Source organism: Burkholderiales bacterium, from assembly GCA_035560005.1.
GTDB lineage: Bacteria > Pseudomonadota > Gammaproteobacteria > Burkholderiales > Eutrophovitaceae > DASRFY01.
The window spans coordinates 97,880-113,604 of record DATMAN010000054.1; the positions used below are offsets into that span (position 1 = coordinate 97,880).

Here is a 15,725-nt window from a genome sequence, read left to right on the forward strand (position 1 = left end):
GGAGGAGAAGAACCATGAAGGTAAAAAGCATCGAGACCCTGTCCTGCGATGCCGGCTGGCGCAACTACTACTTCGTGAAGCTCACCACCGAGGGCGGTCCGGTGGGCTGGAGCGAGTTCGACGAGGGATTCGGCGCCCCGGGCGTGAGCACGGCCATCCAGCGCCTCGCCGCGCGCGTGGTCGGCCAGGAGGTCGGCAACCACGAACGCATCTTCGCCGACCTCCATTGTGCGACCCGCCCGGCCTCTGGAGGCGTCATCGCGCTGGCGATGGGTGCGATCGAGAACGCGCTGCTCGACGCCAAGGCCAAGGCGCTGGGTGTTCCGGTCTACGAACTGCTGGGCGGCAAGATCCGCGACCGCATTCGCGTGTACTGGTCGCACTGCGCGACCTGGCGCATTAACCACCCGGAGTACTACAAGCCCGCCGTCAGCGATCTGGATGGCGTCAAGGCTCTGGGACGCGAAGTGCGCGAGAAAGGCTTCAGCGCGCTCAAGACCAACATCTTCACCTACGACGCCGATGGCAGAAGCGCGAGCGGCTGGCGGCCGGGTTTCGGCGTGCCATTCGCTCCGGAACTCAATGTCGAGCGCAACGTGCTGCGCAACCTGGTGATGCATCTGGAGGCGTTGCGCGATGGCGCGGGGCCGGACATGGACATCCTGCTCGACTTCAACTTCAACGCCAAGACCGAAGGCTTCCTCAAGATCCTGCGCGCCACCGCCCATCTGGATCTCTTCTGGGTCGAGATCGACAGTTTCAGCCCCGAGGCACTGGGTTACATCCGCCGTCAGAGCCCGCACCCCATCAGTTCCTGCGAGACCCTGCTCGGCCTGCGCGAGTTCCTGCCCTATTTCCGTGAGCAGGCGATGGATGTGGCCATCGTGGATGCGCCCTGGAACGGCGTGTGGCAATCGATGAAGATCGCCGCTGCCGCGGAGGCGCACGAAGTCAACGTCGCACCCCACAACTTCTACGGCCATCTGTGCACGATGATGAATGCCCACTTCGCGGCCGCCGTACCCAACCTGCGCATCCTGGAGACCGACATCGACCGCATCGCCTGGGACCATGAGCTCTACACCCATGTGCCGGAGATCGTGGACGGCTGTCTGGTCCTGCCCGACCGCCCGGGCTGGGGTACGGAACCCAGGGAAGAGGCGATCCGCGCGCATCCGCCGAAAGCCACCGCCGGGCTTCTCGACTACGGGCGCAAGGCCTGAATTCACGAGGTATCGCAATCATGAAGACCCACCGGGGCGGCTGCCACTGCGGCGCGGTGCGCTACGAGGTGGACACGCCCGAACCGATCGAAGCGCTCGAATGCAACTGCTCGATGTGCATCCGCACCGGCTTCCTGCATCTGATCGTGCCGAAGTCGCGCTTCCGGCTGCTGTCGGGGGAAGGCGTCTTGCAGACCTACACCTTCAATACCGGTGTTGCCCGGCATCTGTTCTGCCGGGTCTGCGGCGTGAAGTCCTTCTACGTGCCGCGCTCCAACCCGGACGGCTACAGCGTCAACGTGCGCTGCCTCGACGGCTACCCGGATCTGGCGCTGAACGTCGCACCCTTCGACGGACGCAACTGGGAGCGGACGGGTTCGTCCTTGCGCGGCCTGTCGGCGGAGTAGGCAACCTCAAACGCCGGCGCCTCCACGATTGGAGGCTCACCCCTGACCAGTCGAACGATCAGTCATGCCGGCCGCCAAGCATGATCACCAGCATGCCGGCGATGCAGATGCCCACCCCGATGAAGTCGGACATCGTGGGCCGTACAGACTCTACTGCCCAAAGCCACAGGATGGCGACGGAAACGTAGATGCCTCCGTAGGCGGCGTATACACGGCCCGCCGCATGGGGATGCAGTGTGAGCAGCCAGACAAACAGCGCAAGGCTCCCGGCGGCAGGCAGCAGAAGCCAGGCGCTCTTGCCTTGCTTGAGCCAGAGGTAAGGGAGGTAACAGCCGACGATCTCCGCAACGGCGGTGATCGCGAACAATCCGATCAGTCTGACGCTCGTGATAACGTCGAATTGCATGGCTGCGATGTTACCCTGAGCGGCGCCGATCTTCCGTTACAACAAGAAAACGGTCACGGTCGTCACCGGAGGCGGGAGCGCTGGAACGTCGCACCTCATTTGCTGCAGCGGCTGATCGAAGCCGAAGAGGATTTCATCGCAAGTCTTCGGTCTGCACAATGGAGACAGCGACATCGGCGAGCAGCCCGAGGGCGACAAGACGCAGCCTCCTCGTGTCCGACCCGTCGTGAAAGCACTCCGGCCACACGCCCCGCCGGCTAGCGGCCTGACTCCACCATCCCCATCAGGGTCTGCGCGTAGGCCGGCGCGGTGGGTTCGTGCATGAAGTAGACGTAGATCTCGCGCCACGCAGTGGCGCAGAGTTTGCGCGCCCACTGTTCGAGATCGGCATCGGAATAGGTTTCCAGGCGAAGGCGGACATAGCCCCATGGAGCGGTCTGCACCAGCGGTGGGGGCGTGCTGTCTTCGCGCTCGGAGAGGCAGAGCACCGCTCCGGCCTGCTTGAGCGCGTCGTACACATCGTCCGAGAACCAGCTGTCGTTGCGAAACTCGAACACTGCCCGATGCCCCTCCGGCAACAGTTCGAGAAACTCGCTCAGGCGCGGCAGGTCCTTCTTCAGGAAGGGCGGAAGCTGGAACAGCACCGGCCCACGCCTGGCCCCGAGGGCCGCGAGATTGCCGTAGAGATAGACGACCGAATCGGCGGCGCTGTCGGCCTTGAGCCGTGAAACGTGCGTGATGCGCTGGGGCGCCTTGATCGCGAAACGGAAGCTCTCGGGCGTGGCTCGCGCCCAGGTCTCGAGCACTTCCGTCCTGGGCATGCGGTAGAAGGTGTTGTTGATTTCGACCGTCGGCAGGCGCTGTGCGTAGTACGCGAGCATGGCGTCCGGCTTGATGTCCCGAGGATAGAAGCCGCCCTTCCACTCCTTGTACGAGTAGCCGCTGGCCCCGGCGAGGAGTCTCGACTGTTCCATTGGGGGATTACCCCGCCAAGCAAGAAAGGGATGCATTGTGCATTTTTGCCTCGGCGAACGAGGGCCACTTTCCGGGAATCTCCCACAGTTCCGGCCTCCATTCCGGCTTCCCCGCGTTGCCCTGTGTCTCGGTGTCCTCCGCGTCGGGCGCCTGGTGCCGGCCGGAGGGCGGCTCAACGACCGGTCTAGAATTCCGCCATGGCGAAGCACGCCCTCACCGAATACTCCGCCAAACGGAGCTTCACCGCCACCCCCGAGCCGGCGCCCGCGGTGGTGCACAAGCACAGCGGGCCGCTGCTTTTCGTCGTCCAGCAACATTCGGCCACGCGGCTGCACCACGACTTCCGGCTGGAGTGCGACGGCGTCCTGAAATCCTGGGCGGTGCCGAAGGGGCCGTCGCTCGATCCGAACGAGAAGCGCCTCGCGGTGCGGACCGAGGACCATCCCTACGACTATGCCTCCTTCGAGGGCGTGATCCCGCCGGGACAGTACGGCGCGGGAGAAGTGATCGTCTGGGATTGCGGCGTCTACTCGCCGGACGAAGGCGGCGCGACCTGGTTCCACGATCCGGAAACGGCGCAGCGGCTGGTCCGCCAGGGCCTCGAAAAGGGCAAGCTGAGCTTTCTTCTGCGCGGCGAGAAGCTCAAGGGCTCGTTCGCCCTGGTGCGCACCAGGGATGCGAAGAGCTGGCTTCTGATCAAACACAAGGACCGCTTCACATCGGCCGCCGACCTGACCGCGCAGAACCGGTCCGTGCTCTCGGGCTTGACGGTCGAAGACCTCAAGAGCGTGCCGGTTCAGCGCATTCCCGCCGCGCAACTGATCCCCACGGGCGAGCGCGAGACGATGCCGGAGACGCTCGCGCCGATGCTCGCCGAAACGGGTGATGCGCCGTTCAATCGTCCGGACTGGCTGTGGGAGCCGAAGCTCGACGGCTACCGCGCGCTCGCCTTCATCGGCGAGCAGGGCGTGAAATTGCGTTCGCGCAGAGGGCTGGACCTGGCCGCCACTTTCCCGCGGCTGGCCGCCGAGTTCGGCAGACAGGCCGTGCACGGCATGATCCTCGACGGCGAGATCGTCGCGTTCGACGCGAGCGGCAAACCGTCCTTCAACGCGTTGCAGAACCGCGTGCAGTTGAAAACCGGGCACGAGATCGCCGCGGCCGACCGAAACGTGCCCGTGGTGTTCTACTGCTTCGATCTGCTGCATTTCGCCGGCATCGATCTGCGCAAGGCCGTGTACCGGGACCGGCGGCGCTATCTCGCCCAGTGCCTCCTGCCCTCGCCCATCGTGCAGCTCGTCCACGCCGCGGAAGACGGAGTGGCCATGCACGAAGCCGCGCTCGCCAGCGGCTTCGAAGGCGTGATCGGCAAGCGCAAGGACAGCCGCTACGAACCCGGACGCCGCTCGGCTTCGTGGATCAAGATCAAGCCCACGCGCAGCGCCGACTTCGTGATCGGCGGCTACACCCGCGGGAACAATTCGCGCGCCGCGCTCGGCGCACTGCTCGTCGGCTACTGGGAAAAGGGCAAGCTGCGCTTCGCCTCGCACGTGGGATCCGGCTTCGACGAGCCGACCATCGCCCGGCTCAAGGCGCGGTTGCAGCCGCTCGAACGCAAGAACTGCCCCTTCGCCGAGAAGCCGGAGCTGAACGCGCCTGTCACCTGGGTCGAGCCCGGGCTCGTGGCCGAGGTCGGCTTCCAGAACTGGACGGAAGACGCATCGCTGCGCGCTCCGGTGTTCCTGCGCCTGCGCGAGGACGTCGATCCGGGGACCGTGCGGCGCACGGAAGACGGGCGCGCCCGCCGCGCGCCGCGCGCCGCGCACGGCTTCGGCAAGGAGATCGACGATGTCCTCGCACAACTGGAGAACCGCAGGAAGGACTTTCCGCTGCTGGTGGGCGCACACCGTATCCGTTTGACGCATCTCGACCGCGTCTACTGGCCGGCCGATCCTGCGCTCAAGCAGCCCGCGATCACCAAGCGGGACCTGCTGCGCTACTTCGCCCGGGTCTCGCCGTTCATCCTGCCGCATCTGGCAGATCGCCCGCTCACGATGATCCGAATGCCGGACGGCATCCACGGCCAGCGCTTCTTCCAGAAGCACTGGAACCAGGAGCGCCCGGCCTTCGTGGAAACCCTCCAGGTGTTCTCGGACCACAAGGACGAGAGCCACGAAATGCTCCTGTGCAACAACCTGCCCACCCTGCTCTGGCTGGCGCAGTCCGGCACGCTGGAATTTCACGTCTGGCACTCGCGCACCAGAGCCGGAGCCGACTGTGTATCGAAGAGTACCGACTTCGCCTCGTCCGAGGCGGCGCTCGAAGCTTCGGTACTGAACTACCCCGACTACATCGTGTTCGACATCGATCCCTACATCTATTCCGGCAGGGAAGCGCCGGGTGCGGAGCCGGAGCTGAACACCGTGGCCTTCGAGAAGGGCAAGGAAGTGGCGTTGCGGTTGCGCGAGGTGCTGCAGAGCATGTCTCTGGAGCCCATCGTCAAGACTTCGGGCAAGACCGGCCTGCACGTGTTCGTGCCGATCCGCCGCACGCTCGATTTCGAAGCCGCCCGCCATGTTTCGGAGCTGGTGGGCCGGCATCTCCTGCGCAAATACCCGCAGGACATCACCCTGGACTGGAGCGTGCCCAAGCGCACCGGCAGGATTTTCATGGACTACAATATGAACGTCCGCGGCAAGACCTTGAACGTGGCCTACTCGCCCAGAGGCGAACTTGGCGCGCCGGTGTCGATGCCGCTCACGTGGGAAGAGCTTGCCGGGGCGCATCCCCTCGACTTCAGAATCCCCAACGTGCCGCAGCGCCTGCTCGAGACCGGCGACCGCTGGCACGATGCCCTCAAACGCAAGCAGAGCCTGGAGCGCGCGCTGGACCGCGCCCGGGCGTGACCAAGCCGGAGGCAAGACATGGCCGCACGATCGATTGCATCGCTGACGCTCTCATTCGGGCTGGTGTCGATCCCGGTGAAGCTGTACTCCGCCACCGAGGCGAGTCGCGCGATCTCCTTCAACCTCCTGCACAAGGGCTGCGGGTCGCGGCTCAAACAGCAGTACATCTGCATCAAGGAAGAGATTCCGGTCGAGCGCGAAGACATGGTCAAAGGCTATGAATTCGCCAAGGACCAGTACGTCATCTTCACCCCCGAGGAGCTCAAAGCGCTCGAAGAGGCGGGCACGCACAGCGCCGAGATCACCGAGTTCGTGCCGATCGATTCGATCGATCCGGTGTACTTCGACAAGGCCTACTACCTGGCGCCGGACAGGGGCGGCGCCAAGCCCTATGCGCTTTTCGCCCGGGCCTTGCGGGACTCCAACCGCTGCGCGCTTGGGCGCTGGGCGGCGCGCGGCAAGCAGTACATCGTGATGATCCGCCCGGTGGAAGACGGCCTGGTCATGCAGCAGCTTCTGTACGCGCACGAGGTCAGGTCGATCAAGGACATCGAAATCCCCAAGACCGAGGTCAGGGAGGCCGAGCTGAAGCTGGCGCAGCAACTGATCGAGCAGCAGGCCTCCGAGAGTTTCGATCCGGGCGCCTACGCCGACGAGGTGCACGCGCGCATCGAGGCGGCGATCCAGAAAAAGATCCAAGGCCAGGAAATCACCACAACCGAGGCGCCGGAAGGCGGCGCGCAGATCGTCGATCTCATGGAGGCTCTGCGCGCCAGCCTGGAGAGAAAGGCCGCGCCCCCCGCGAAAGCCGGCGCGGCGCAGGCCGAGGCTGCGGCGGCCGAGCGCAAGCCGCCGCGGCGCGCCCAGCAGTCAGCCGAGCCGGCTGCGCGCAAGAGCGCCAAGAAGTAGCGGCAGCCGGGCCACAGCGCCATGCATCCGTACGGCGTGCGCGACGTCGAGCGGCTGCTGCGCCTGCCACGCAGTACGATCCGCGCTTTCGTCGCCGCCGGCTTCGTCACGCCGGCGCGCGGGCCGCGCCGGGCCTGGCGCTTTTCCTTTCGGGATCTGATCGTGCTGCGCACCGTGCAGGCGCTGGTGGCCGCGAAGGTGCCGCAGCGGCGCATCACGCGCTCGGTCAAGGAACTTCGCCGCTACCTGCCCGAAGCCATGCCGCTGTCGGGGCTGAGCATCTGCGCCGTGGGCGATCGGGTCGTGGTCCGCGAAGGCGGCCGCCGCTGGCAGGCCGAATCGGGGCAATATCTCCTTGCCTTCGACGGCGATCCGACCGACGGCTCCTTGAGCGTGATCGAACGTCCGCAGCCGCCACCGCCGGCGCTCGATGCACGGCAGTGGTTCGAACGCGGTACGGCGCTCGAGCGACAGGACCCGGTGGCGGCACGGCACGCCTACGAGCAGGCGATCGCCGCGGAGCCCTCACTGCTCGAGGCGCGCATCAATCTCGGGCGGCTGCTGCACGAAGCGGGGCAACTCGCGCAAGCGGAGCGCTCGTACCGCGACGCGATCGGGATCTGCGGTTACGATCCGGTGCTGCTCTTCAACCTCGGCGTTCTTCTGCACGACATGGACCGCAAAGCGGAGGCGAGGCAGGCGTACGAGACCGCGCTGCGCCGCGATCCCGATTTCGCCGACTGCCATTACAACCTCGCGCTCCTGTACGAACAGCTCGGCAGACCGAAGGACGCGATCCGCCACATGTCGCAGTACCGAAGGCTGACCCGAAGCAGGTCGTGATGGCCGAGCTCCCTGCGGGGCGCCGAAGCAGCCGCGAACTCCACCGATCTATCGCTCCGCGAGCGCCTTCGACGCTTGCGCCCTCGCCGCATCCAACACTGCGGCCGTCCGGCAGCCAATCGCCGGTAGCCGGGGCTGGCCGGGAACCGCGGTTGCGGCTTCCCTGAACGCCCGCGGCGTCATGCCCGTCCAGCGCCTGAAGGCGCGGCTCATGTGGCTTTGATCCGAAAAACCGCATTCGCTCGCAATCTCGCTCAGCATCCGTTCTCGCGTCGACAGCAACTGCCCGGCTTTCTCCACCCGGGCCCTCGTCAGGAAGCGATGGGGTGTCAGCCCGGTCGTTCGCTTGAACAGGCGCGCGAAGTGGAAGGCGCTCAGATTGGCGGCGGCCGCGAGATCCTCGACGCGAATGCGCTCCGAGAGGTGCGCGTGCATGTACTCCACCGCGCGTTGCAGCCTCGCGCCGGACAGGCGGCCGGTTCGCGCGATCCGCGCATCCGCGCAAAGGACAGCCGTCAGGAAGGGATCGGTTGCGCCCATGTTTCGGTTCCGAGACAGTGAATGTCGCCCATGAAATGCTATTGCCAGGTCGCGCCAGCAACGGCCTTACTCTCGTTTGAGCGCCTCGACCTGGATGCGCAGCCGTACGCGGCCCGCTTGGCCCTCGCCCCACTTGCTCATCTTCATCCCGTACTCCGACCAGTTGAGCTCACCTTCCGCGTCGGCACCGCATACTTCCGTCTTGAGCACCGGATGCGCGATGCACTTGAACAGATGGATGGCGAGCCGCACCGGCCGGCTCACACCCATGATCGTCACTGCGCCATCGACTGCCACCGGCTGCCCGCCGGAAAACTCGAGCTTGCCGCGGTAACTCGCGGCCGGATACCTGGCGACGTCGAAGAAATCTTCCGAGCGCGCCTTCTCGTCCATGGCGTCCAGACCGAAGTTGATGCTGGCCGTGTCGATCACGACCTGCACCGTACCGCTCCCGGCGTTCCGGTCGATCGTGATCATCCCTCGCGTCCTGTTGAATTTCCCGCGCCAGACCGAGATTCCCATGTGAGAGAACTCGATGCTCGGATACGTATGCGCCGGGTCGATTTCGTAAGTATCGACCGCCGCGAAGGCGGCTGCCGATATTGCGGCAGCGAACGCGGCGCCCGCCAGGCCTGCCCTCGACATCGAATGTGCCTTCACTCCCATTGGGATCTCCCGCGTTGTGGATCCCGCTCCCGGAAAGGGGCGGAAGAAAAGCCAATTTCAACATTAGTCGTTCAGCGACGCCCGAATTCGACACGGGCGCGCCGTCTCAGCCGCCGGAGAGCGCCTGAACGATGACGACCTCGTCGGCCGGATGCAAAGGCTGCGCGAGGTCGCGCACCTGCTCGCCGTTGACGAAGATGCGGATGTGCGGGCGGATACGGTCCTGCTCGTCGATCATGCGGAAGCGAATGCCGGGATAGGCGCGCTCCAGCTCGGCGAGGACGGCGCCCAGCGTGGCGCCGCTCGCTTCGGCCTCCGCGCGCTCCGTGTAGGAGCGCAGCGCGCTGGGGATCAGGACTTTCATGGAACGCGGCGAGTGGCGCGTGCCGGCTGACGGGTCTTTCGCGCTGCGGCGCGGGCGAATGCCTCGTCCCTCATCTTTCAGCCCTCATTCCTGCTTCAAAGTTGCGCCGTTTCCACCGCGTAGATCTCGGGGAGATGGCGCGCGATGCAGGACCAGCGCTGCCCTTCGTCGCGGCTCATCCACAGCTCGCCGCTGGTGGTGCCGAAGTAGAGGCCGACCGGACTGCGCGTATCCGCGCACATCCCCTGGCGCTTCACGGTCCACCACGCCTGCCGTTTCGGCAGGCCCGCGTCCAGACGCTGCCATGTCTTGCCGGCATCGCGCGTTGCGTACACGGCCGGTTTGCCGCCCGGACTGGTGCGCGGCCACACCGTCTGGCCGTCCATCGGGAAGACCCACGCGACATCCGCGTCGCGCGGGTGCACCACCATCGGAAACCCGATGTCGCCGACGTCCGCGGGCATGCTCCTGCCCACGCGCACCCATACGGTTGCGGGCCGGTCGATGCGGTAGATGCCGCAGTGGTTCTGCTGGTACAGGCGATCGGGATTGGACGGGCACAACCGCACGCAGTGCGGATCGTGAAAGGTGGGCGCCGATTGGTCGAATCCTTCGACCACCTCGAGCCCGTCCAGGAGCGGTTTGAAAGTCTTTCCGCCATCCGTGGATTCGTGCACGCCACCGCCCGACATCGCGAAGTACAGATGCGCGGGGTCGCGCGGGTCGACGATGATCGAGTGCAGCTTCGGCCCGTCCGGTGTGCCGTCCTGGACCGTGCCCATCCACTCGCGGTAGAGCGGATCGTCGTTGACGGCCGAGAACGGCTGCCAGGTGACGCCACCGTCTTGCGAGCGGAACAGTCCCTGCGGCGAGGTGCCCGCGTACCACACGTCCGGCTCGGATGCGCTCGACGGCGTCAGCCAGAAAGTGTGGTCCACGGCACGTCCGTTCTCGCCGGCGGGCGCCTTTGCGAAGGCGGGCGGCCGCGCGGCCTCCTTCCAGGTCCTGCCGAAATCGGTCGAACGGAAGACGGTCGGACCCAAGTGACCGGTCTTCGCCGCGGCAAGCAGTGTGCATCCGTCGCGCGGATCGAGCACCACGTGGTTGACGATGTGACCCAGAAAGTGCGGGCCGTCCGCTTGCCACCTCCTACGCGCTGCGTCGCCGCGAAAGAGCCACGCGCCCTTGCGCGTGGCGACCAGCACGAGAACGCGTTGCTGCGCCGAGGCGCGTGCACCCCGGGATCGTATTTGGGCAGACTTGCTCGTGGGTGCCATTCTTTGCCCCTTCAGCGGATGTTCTTCTGTCGCTCAACCTGAACCGTTTCGCGGATCGGCCGGATCGGCCGCACCTCGATGCAGCCGACCCGTGCCGGCGGGATCTTGGCGGCGAGCGCGATCGCCTCGTCGAGATTCTTCGCCTCGATCATGTAGAAGCCGGCGAGCTGCTCCTTGGTCTCGGCGAACGGACCGTCGGTGACCGAAACCCTGCCGCCGCGTACACGGACGGTGGTCGCCGTGTGCACCGATTCGAGCGCTTCGGAAGCGATGCAGTGACCGCTCTTGCGGATCGCCTCGTCATAGGCCACGCACTCCTCGTCGGGCAGCTCGTCGAGCCTCTTCTCGTCAAGGTAAACCAGGCACAGATACTTCATCGTCCGCTCCCGCGTGTTGGAATTCCGGAATCAGCCCGCAGCCGCGAATCCGAGCACGCGCAGCGTCCGCTCGTCTTCCGCGATCGGGTGCACTTCCACGCTGCCCAGCCGCGCGCCGGGGATGCGGGCAGCCACCGCGATCGCCTCGTTGAGGTCCCTGGCTTCGATCACGTAGTAGCCGCCGAGTTGTTCCTTGGTCTCCGCGTAGGGCCCGTCGGTCGTGAAGATTCTGCCTCTGCGCACGCGAACCGTGGCGGCGGCGCGTGGCGGCAGCAGGCGATTGCCGTCGACGAAATGGCCGCTGCTGCGGATCGCTGTGGTGAACTCGCCGTATTCCCGGAGCCGTTTCTCGGCTTCCGCGTGCGGCATCTGCTCCATCACCTTCTCGGCAAAGATCAGGCAGAGATACTTCATGGCGTTTCCCCTTTCCTGCTTCCAGACCCGTCCGTGCGAGCGGCTACCCCTGCTCGTAAGCCTGCCTCAGCTTCGCGATGTCGAGCTTCTTCATCGGCAGCAACGCCTTCATGACGCGCCCCGTCCTTCCGGCATCCGGGTCCTGCAGCATCGTGATCAGGGCCGTGGGAACGACCTGCCAGGACAGGCCATACCGGTCTTTGAGCCATCCGCACTGCTGTGCCTGCGGGTCGCCCCCTTCCGAGAGCCTGCTCCAGAAGTAGTCCACTTCGTCCTGCGTCTCGCAGTGCACCTGGAGTGAAACGGCTTCGTTGAACCTGAAGAGCGGTCCGCCGTTCAGGGCCGTGAATCGCTGGCCGTTGAGCTCGAATTCGACGGTCATGACGGACCCTTCCGGCCTGCCGTGGATCTCCTGGCCCTCGTTTCCATAGCGGCTGATTCTCCCGATCCTGGAGTTGCGGAAGATCGACGTATAGAACTTCGCGGCTTCTTCGGCCTGATGGTCGAACCACAGGCAGGGGATGATTCCTTGCATGGTGTCAGGCTCCTCTTCGTCCGCAACGGCGAATACTGAATCGGCCTGCGGCCTAGCTTTGCGCGCCGACTTCCCTGTGGCACCAGTGCTCGACCGCGGCCGATCTCCCGCCGAGGGCGGTCTCGAAATCCTCGATGATGGTGAATCGCCTGTTGCCGTGCTTGCCTTGTCCGGCCGGGATCAGGACGCGGTGTTGATCATCCAGCTCACGCCGAAACGGTCGGTGACCATGCCGAAGCCGGGCGACCAGAAGGTCTTGCCGAACGGCATCGTGACCTTGCCGCCATCGGCGAGCGCGTTGAACAGACATTCGCCCTGGACCACGTCGGGCACCGCGATCGACAGCGAGAAGCCGTTGAACGCCGGCGGCCCCGGACTTTTGCCGTCGGACGCCATGACCCGCGTTTCGCCGACGAGAAAGCTCGCGTGCATCACCTTGTCGTCCCAGCCGGGAGGCACCATGCCGGGCGGCGGTGTCTCGGGCGCCTCCTTGTAGCGCATGATCGTTTCGACCTCGGCGCCGAGCGTTCTGCGGTAGAAGTCGATCGCCTGCCGGCACGTGCCTTCGAAAAACAGATAGGGTTCGACCCGCATGGGCTTGTCTCCGCTCGGTTGATGAAACATCGTACGCATCTGCCGTACGCATCCATAGTCGTTCGGCCAGGCCGGAAATCGACAACCGAACTTGCTGCCCGGCCAAGCGCAGACGAACGGCCGGCCACCCCGCGGCCGGCGAACGCTCAGCCCGGCAACTGCGCCAGCCTGCGCTCCAGAAACCGCCGCTCCGGTTCCTGCCGGGTGAGCGCCAGCGCCTGCTGGTAGGAGGCGCGCGCTTGCGCGTGCCGCCCCAGCCGCCGGCACAGATCGGCCCGAGCCGCATGCGCGAGCCGGTAGTCGGCGAGGTCGCCGCGCGCCAGTATCGCGTCGATCAGGTCGAGACCGGCCTGCGGGCCGTCGCGCATCGCCACCGCCACGGCGCGGTTCAGCTCGATCACCGGCGAGGGCTCGACCCGCAGCAGCAGGTCGTACAGACCGACGAGCTGCACCCAGTCGGTCGCCTTCGCCTCGGTTGCTTCGGCGTGCACCGCCGCGATGGCCGCCTGCAGCGTGTAGGGACCGAATCTTCTGGAGGACAGGGCGCGCTCCACCAAGGCGAGGCCCTCGGCGATGTATTCCCGGTTCCACAGCGAACGGTCCTGATCCTCGAGGAGGATCAGGTCGCCGCTCGCCGAGGTGCGCGCCGCGCGCCGCGATTCGTGCAGCAGCATCAGCGCGAGCAGTCCCAGCGCCTCCGGCTCGGGCAGCAGATCGACCAGCAGCCGTCCCAGACGGATCGCCTCGGCCGACAGGTCGGGGCGCGTGAGCGAGGCGCCCGAAGACGCCGCGTAACCTTCGTTGAAGACCAGATAGATCACGCGCAGTACCGAGTCGAGCCGCTCCGGCAACTCGTGGTGGGTGGGTACCTGGTAGGGAATGCGCGCCTCGCGGATCTTTGCCTTCGCGCGGACGATCCGTTGCGCCAGCGTGGATGCAGGCGTCAGGAACGCATGGGCGATCTGCTCGGTGGTCAACCCGCACACCTCGCGCAGCGTCAGAGCCACCTGCGCGTCGGACGACAACGCCGGGTGGCAACAGGTGAAGATCAGCCGCAGCCGGTCGTCCTCGACGGTCTCGCCGGCCCACTCCGGCGCATCCGCGGCGAGCGCTTCGACCTGTTCGGCGACGTCGTCGAGCGCCTCGAAGCGCGCGCGCCGGCGAATCGCGTCGATCGCCTTGAACCGTCCGGCCGAGACCAGCCACGCCCGCGGATTGTCGGGCACGCCGTCGCGCGGCCATTGCTCGAGCGCCACACGGAAGGCATCGTGCAGCGCCTCCTCCGCGAGGTCGAAGTCGCCGAGCAGGCGGATCAGGGTGGCGAGCACGCGGCGCGACTCGGCGCGGTAGACCGCGTCCACCGTCTTCCTCGCCCGCTCGGCCGCCTCCGCGTTCATCGGCCGATCACTGTTGCTCGAAGGTCTCGATCGGCCGCAGTTCGATGCCCCAGCCCACCTGTTCGCCCAGGTGCGCCGCCGGATGTTTCGAGGCCGCGCGGATCGCTTCGTTGAGGTCGCGCGCTTCGATGATGAAGAACCCGCCGACCTGCTCCTTGGTCTCGGCGAACGGGCCGTCGGTCACCGAAGGCTTGCCGTTTCGCGGCCGGATGCTCACAGACGAGCGCGCCTCCCCGAGCGAAGCCTGGACCACGAGATGGCCGCTTGTGCGCAGCGCGTGGTCGTGCGGCGGGCATTGGCTCACCAGCGCTTGCAGCTCGGCCCCGGGCAACGCTTCGAATTTCCTTTCGTCGTAGTAGGCAAGGCAAAGATATTTCATGCTTTCCTCCCGTTCTTCGCCGACCGGCGATAGCGCCGCATAGTCGATCGGCAAAGGCCGCATTCGACATGGCCGCGCGCGGACCGGCGGCACGAGGCCGCCATGATACGACGCAGTCCCGGCACCGCTTCGCGGCTCGCGTCGTTTCAAGGCCGGGGAAGCCCTGGATCGCGCCACGCATCGAACACCGCGGCATCGACGAGATCTATCGATCTCGGAGCAGGCGCCGAAATCGATCAGCCGCAAGACCATTTTCGAACGCGACTGCGATCCGCGGTGCGAGCGCGAGGCGCGGTCCGAGGTGCTGGCGGCGTTCTGCGAACGGCTGAGCAGAGACCTGGCGCGCCAGGCTTACGCGGCGCGGACGATCGGCGTCGAGCTGCGTGACGCGGACTTGCGCACCGTCACGCGCGAGCTCACGCCCTGGAATGTCGGTGCACGCTCAGGGCGAGCCGTCTCTGCGGATGACTTCGCCTTCGATCACGCGCCCCCCGGGCGGGTTCTCCCGCATCCGCCGGCGCAGCTCCCGCGTCTTCCACCACAGATAGCCCGAGATCAGCAGCGCGACGGCGGCCGCGATCGCGAGCACCAGGACCGAGAACATCACCGCGGCCACCAGGAGCACCGCGCCGGCGGCAAGCGTCGCCAGACGGCCCAGCAACCCGCTTGCAGCAGCACCGGCGCGGCCGGCCGAGAGGCGCGGGCGTTGCTCGAAATCCTGCATGACGGCTTCCTCGCTTTCGATCTCTGCGCGTCGCGGCGCCTGGACGATGCCTCGTTGGACGCGCCCGCGTCGATTCGGTTCTCGCCGCGGAGCGCTACGATCGCTGCCGCGACGCGCGCAGCCGTTCGATCGCCCGCGCGGCGGTCTCGGCGTCGATCCAGAAGCGCCAGGGGCGTGCCGCCCAATAGGGTCCCGCGTAACCGACGCCGATGCGTGGCCCGCGCCGGATGGATCTCGCCGGAATGCGAATGCCGCGGTCCTCGAGCCAGATCCGTTTCGACCTGGTGGCGTCCGAGCGGTCGAGCTTCTTGTCGATCGCGAGATGCCGCGTCACCCGGCCCGGCCCGGCGAGATACCGGGGATGGCGCTCGGGATCGGCGAGCACGCCGCGAATCAGCACGCCCTCGGGCATGCCCTCGCCCGCGGTGCTGAAGTTGAGCATCCAATGCACGCCGTAGATGAAATAGACGTACAGTGTTCCGCCGTCGGCCCACAGCGGGGCCACTCTGGCCGTGCGCCGCCCGCCGTAGGAGTGCGCCGCGCGGTCTCGCGGACCTTTGTAAGCCTCGGTTTCCGTGATCATCGCGCAGATGCGGCGGCCGCGATGGCTGTGGACGATGAACTTTCCCAGCAGATCGCGCGCGACCTGCAGGGTCGGACGGTTGAAGTCGTGGCGCGTCAGTCGCCGGGGTCCGGTTCGCTTCACTCCCCATCCCTGCAGTCAGGATCTTGAACGCGGACGGATTATTTCAGAGATCGGCCCGCCCTTGGAAAATAGAGCCGTGCCAC

Annotated in this window: 19 protein-coding genes; 5 read left to right on the forward strand and 14 right to left on the reverse strand. The window is 66.4% G+C overall.

The window, feature by feature from the left end:
• Nucleotides 1-14: 14 nt before the first annotated feature.
• Nucleotides 15-1,223 (forward strand): mandelate racemase/muconate lactonizing enzyme family protein, encoded by a 1,209-nt coding sequence (locus VNM24_07785; GenBank protein HWQ38499.1) that lies wholly within the window; start codon nt 15-17, stop codon nt 1,221-1,223.
• 20 nt (nt 1,224-1,243) lie between these two features.
• The gene (locus tag VNM24_07790; GenBank protein HWQ38500.1) at nt 1,244-1,630 is read left to right on the forward strand and encodes a GFA family protein; all 387 of its coding nucleotides are present in this window, start codon (nt 1,244-1,246) and stop codon (nt 1,628-1,630) included.
• A 58-nt stretch (nt 1,631-1,688) separates the two neighbouring features.
• Here the strand turns inward: VNM24_07790 and VNM24_07795 are convergent, their stop codons facing one another.
• A complete protein-coding gene (locus VNM24_07795; GenBank protein ID HWQ38501.1) occupies nt 1,689-2,036 on the reverse strand; it encodes a YnfA family protein in 348 nt (115 codons plus the stop codon).
• 257 nt (nt 2,037-2,293) lie between these two features.
• Nucleotides 2,294-3,010, reverse strand: coding sequence for a DUF72 domain-containing protein (locus VNM24_07800; protein HWQ38502.1), 717 nt, complete (start codon nt 3,008-3,010; stop codon nt 2,294-2,296).
• A gap of 198 nt (nt 3,011-3,208) precedes the next feature.
• Here VNM24_07800 and ligD point away from each other — a divergent pair, with 198 nt between their 5' ends.
• From ligD to VNM24_07815, 3 genes are read left to right on the forward strand one after another with little or no spacing between them, the layout of a single operon-like run.
• A complete protein-coding gene (ligD, locus tag VNM24_07805) occupies nt 3,209-5,917 on the forward strand; it encodes a DNA ligase D (GenBank protein HWQ38503.1) in 2,709 nt (902 codons plus the stop codon).
• An 18-nt stretch (nt 5,918-5,935) separates the two neighbouring features.
• The gene (locus tag VNM24_07810; protein ID HWQ38504.1) at nt 5,936-6,826 is read left to right on the forward strand and encodes a Ku protein; all 891 of its coding nucleotides are present in this window, start codon (nt 5,936-5,938) and stop codon (nt 6,824-6,826) included.
• Between the two features lie 21 nt (nt 6,827-6,847).
• A complete protein-coding gene (locus VNM24_07815; protein HWQ38505.1) occupies nt 6,848-7,669 on the forward strand; it encodes a tetratricopeptide repeat protein in 822 nt (273 codons plus the stop codon).
• Nucleotides 7,670-7,717: 48 nt separating this feature from the next.
• Here VNM24_07815 and VNM24_07820 read toward each other — a convergent pair whose 3' ends face one another.
• The 12 genes from VNM24_07820 to VNM24_07875 all read right to left on the reverse strand — a co-directional run bounded on the left by VNM24_07820 (nt 7,718) and on the right by VNM24_07875 (nt 15,642).
• Nucleotides 7,718-8,209 (reverse strand): AraC family transcriptional regulator, encoded by a 492-nt coding sequence (locus VNM24_07820; GenBank protein HWQ38506.1) that lies wholly within the window; start codon nt 8,207-8,209, stop codon nt 7,718-7,720.
• A 66-nt stretch (nt 8,210-8,275) separates the two neighbouring features.
• Nucleotides 8,276-8,875, reverse strand: a complete 600-nt coding sequence (locus tag VNM24_07825; GenBank protein HWQ38507.1) for a YceI family protein — start codon at nt 8,873-8,875, stop codon at nt 8,276-8,278.
• A 106-nt stretch (nt 8,876-8,981) separates the two neighbouring features.
• Complete coding sequence (locus VNM24_07830) at nt 8,982-9,239, reverse strand: MoaD/ThiS family protein (GenBank protein ID HWQ38508.1); 258 nt, start codon at nt 9,237-9,239, stop codon at nt 8,982-8,984.
• Between the two features lie 95 nt (nt 9,240-9,334).
• The gene (locus tag VNM24_07835; protein ID HWQ38509.1) at nt 9,335-10,516 is read right to left on the reverse strand and encodes a glycosyl hydrolase; all 1,182 of its coding nucleotides are present in this window, start codon (nt 10,514-10,516) and stop codon (nt 9,335-9,337) included.
• A gap of 11 nt (nt 10,517-10,527) precedes the next feature.
• Entirely contained in the window at nt 10,528-10,893 is a 366-nt protein-coding gene (locus tag VNM24_07840; protein ID HWQ38510.1) for a YciI family protein, read from the reverse strand.
• Between the two features lie 30 nt (nt 10,894-10,923).
• Nucleotides 10,924-11,307 (reverse strand): YciI family protein, encoded by a 384-nt coding sequence (locus VNM24_07845; protein HWQ38511.1) that lies wholly within the window; start codon nt 11,305-11,307, stop codon nt 10,924-10,926.
• Nucleotides 11,308-11,350: 43 nt separating this feature from the next.
• Nucleotides 11,351-11,842, reverse strand: coding sequence for a VOC family protein (locus VNM24_07850; protein HWQ38512.1), 492 nt, complete (start codon nt 11,840-11,842; stop codon nt 11,351-11,353).
• A 180-nt stretch (nt 11,843-12,022) separates the two neighbouring features.
• Nucleotides 12,023-12,436, reverse strand: coding sequence for a VOC family protein (locus VNM24_07855; protein HWQ38513.1), 414 nt, complete (start codon nt 12,434-12,436; stop codon nt 12,023-12,025).
• A 146-nt stretch (nt 12,437-12,582) separates the two neighbouring features.
• On the reverse strand, nt 12,583-13,833 hold the full coding sequence (locus tag VNM24_07860; protein HWQ38514.1) for an RNA polymerase sigma factor: 1,251 nt from the start codon (nt 13,831-13,833) through the stop codon (nt 12,583-12,585).
• Nucleotides 13,834-13,840: 7 nt separating this feature from the next.
• Nucleotides 13,841-14,212, reverse strand: a complete 372-nt coding sequence (locus VNM24_07865) for a YciI family protein (protein ID HWQ38515.1) — start codon at nt 14,210-14,212, stop codon at nt 13,841-13,843.
• A 442-nt stretch (nt 14,213-14,654) separates the two neighbouring features.
• The gene (locus VNM24_07870) at nt 14,655-14,936 is read right to left on the reverse strand and encodes a hypothetical protein (GenBank protein ID HWQ38516.1); all 282 of its coding nucleotides are present in this window, start codon (nt 14,934-14,936) and stop codon (nt 14,655-14,657) included.
• A gap of 94 nt (nt 14,937-15,030) precedes the next feature.
• Nucleotides 15,031-15,642, reverse strand: a complete 612-nt coding sequence (locus VNM24_07875) for a DNA-3-methyladenine glycosylase (protein ID HWQ38517.1) — start codon at nt 15,640-15,642, stop codon at nt 15,031-15,033.
• Between the last annotated feature and the right edge of the window lie 83 nt (nt 15,643-15,725).

Bases quoted from the DNA above. Each gene is read 5' to 3' on its own strand.
- VNM24_07785 (HWQ38499.1), top strand. From the start codon at position 15: ATGAAGGTAAAAAGCATCGAGACCCTGTCCTGCGATGCCGGCTGGCGC.
- ligD (HWQ38503.1), top strand. From the start codon at position 3,209: ATGGCGAAGCACGCCCTCACCGAATACTCCGCCAAACGGAGCTTCACC.
- VNM24_07830 (HWQ38508.1), bottom strand. From the start codon at position 9,239: ATGAAAGTCCTGATCCCCAGCGCGCTGCGCTCCTACACGGAGCGCGCG.
- VNM24_07790 (HWQ38500.1), top strand. From the start codon at position 1,244: ATGAAGACCCACCGGGGCGGCTGCCACTGCGGCGCGGTGCGCTACGAG.
- VNM24_07810 (HWQ38504.1), top strand. From the start codon at position 5,936: ATGGCCGCACGATCGATTGCATCGCTGACGCTCTCATTCGGGCTGGTG.
- VNM24_07815 (HWQ38505.1), top strand. From the start codon at position 6,848: ATGCATCCGTACGGCGTGCGCGACGTCGAGCGGCTGCTGCGCCTGCCA.
- VNM24_07855 (HWQ38513.1), bottom strand. From the start codon at position 12,436: ATGCGGGTCGAACCCTATCTGTTTTTCGAAGGCACGTGCCGGCAGGCG.
- VNM24_07840 (HWQ38510.1), bottom strand. From the start codon at position 10,893: ATGAAGTATCTGTGCCTGGTTTACCTTGACGAGAAGAGGCTCGACGAG.
- VNM24_07845 (HWQ38511.1), bottom strand. From the start codon at position 11,307: ATGAAGTATCTCTGCCTGATCTTTGCCGAGAAGGTGATGGAGCAGATG.
- VNM24_07860 (HWQ38514.1), bottom strand. From the start codon at position 13,833: ATGAACGCGGAGGCGGCCGAGCGGGCGAGGAAGACGGTGGACGCGGTC.
- VNM24_07800 (HWQ38502.1), bottom strand. From the start codon at position 3,010: ATGGAACAGTCGAGACTCCTCGCCGGGGCCAGCGGCTACTCGTACAAG.
- VNM24_07850 (HWQ38512.1), bottom strand. From the start codon at position 11,842: ATGCAAGGAATCATCCCCTGCCTGTGGTTCGACCATCAGGCCGAAGAA.
- VNM24_07835 (HWQ38509.1), bottom strand. From the start codon at position 10,516: ATGGCACCCACGAGCAAGTCTGCCCAAATACGATCCCGGGGTGCACGC.
- VNM24_07795 (HWQ38501.1), bottom strand. From the start codon at position 2,036: ATGCAATTCGACGTTATCACGAGCGTCAGACTGATCGGATTGTTCGCG.
- VNM24_07820 (HWQ38506.1), bottom strand. From the start codon at position 8,209: ATGGGCGCAACCGATCCCTTCCTGACGGCTGTCCTTTGCGCGGATGCG.
- VNM24_07825 (HWQ38507.1), bottom strand. From the start codon at position 8,875: ATGGGAGTGAAGGCACATTCGATGTCGAGGGCAGGCCTGGCGGGCGCC.
- VNM24_07870 (HWQ38516.1), bottom strand. From the start codon at position 14,936: ATGCAGGATTTCGAGCAACGCCCGCGCCTCTCGGCCGGCCGCGCCGGT.
- VNM24_07865 (HWQ38515.1), bottom strand. From the start codon at position 14,212: ATGAAATATCTTTGCCTTGCCTACTACGACGAAAGGAAATTCGAAGCG.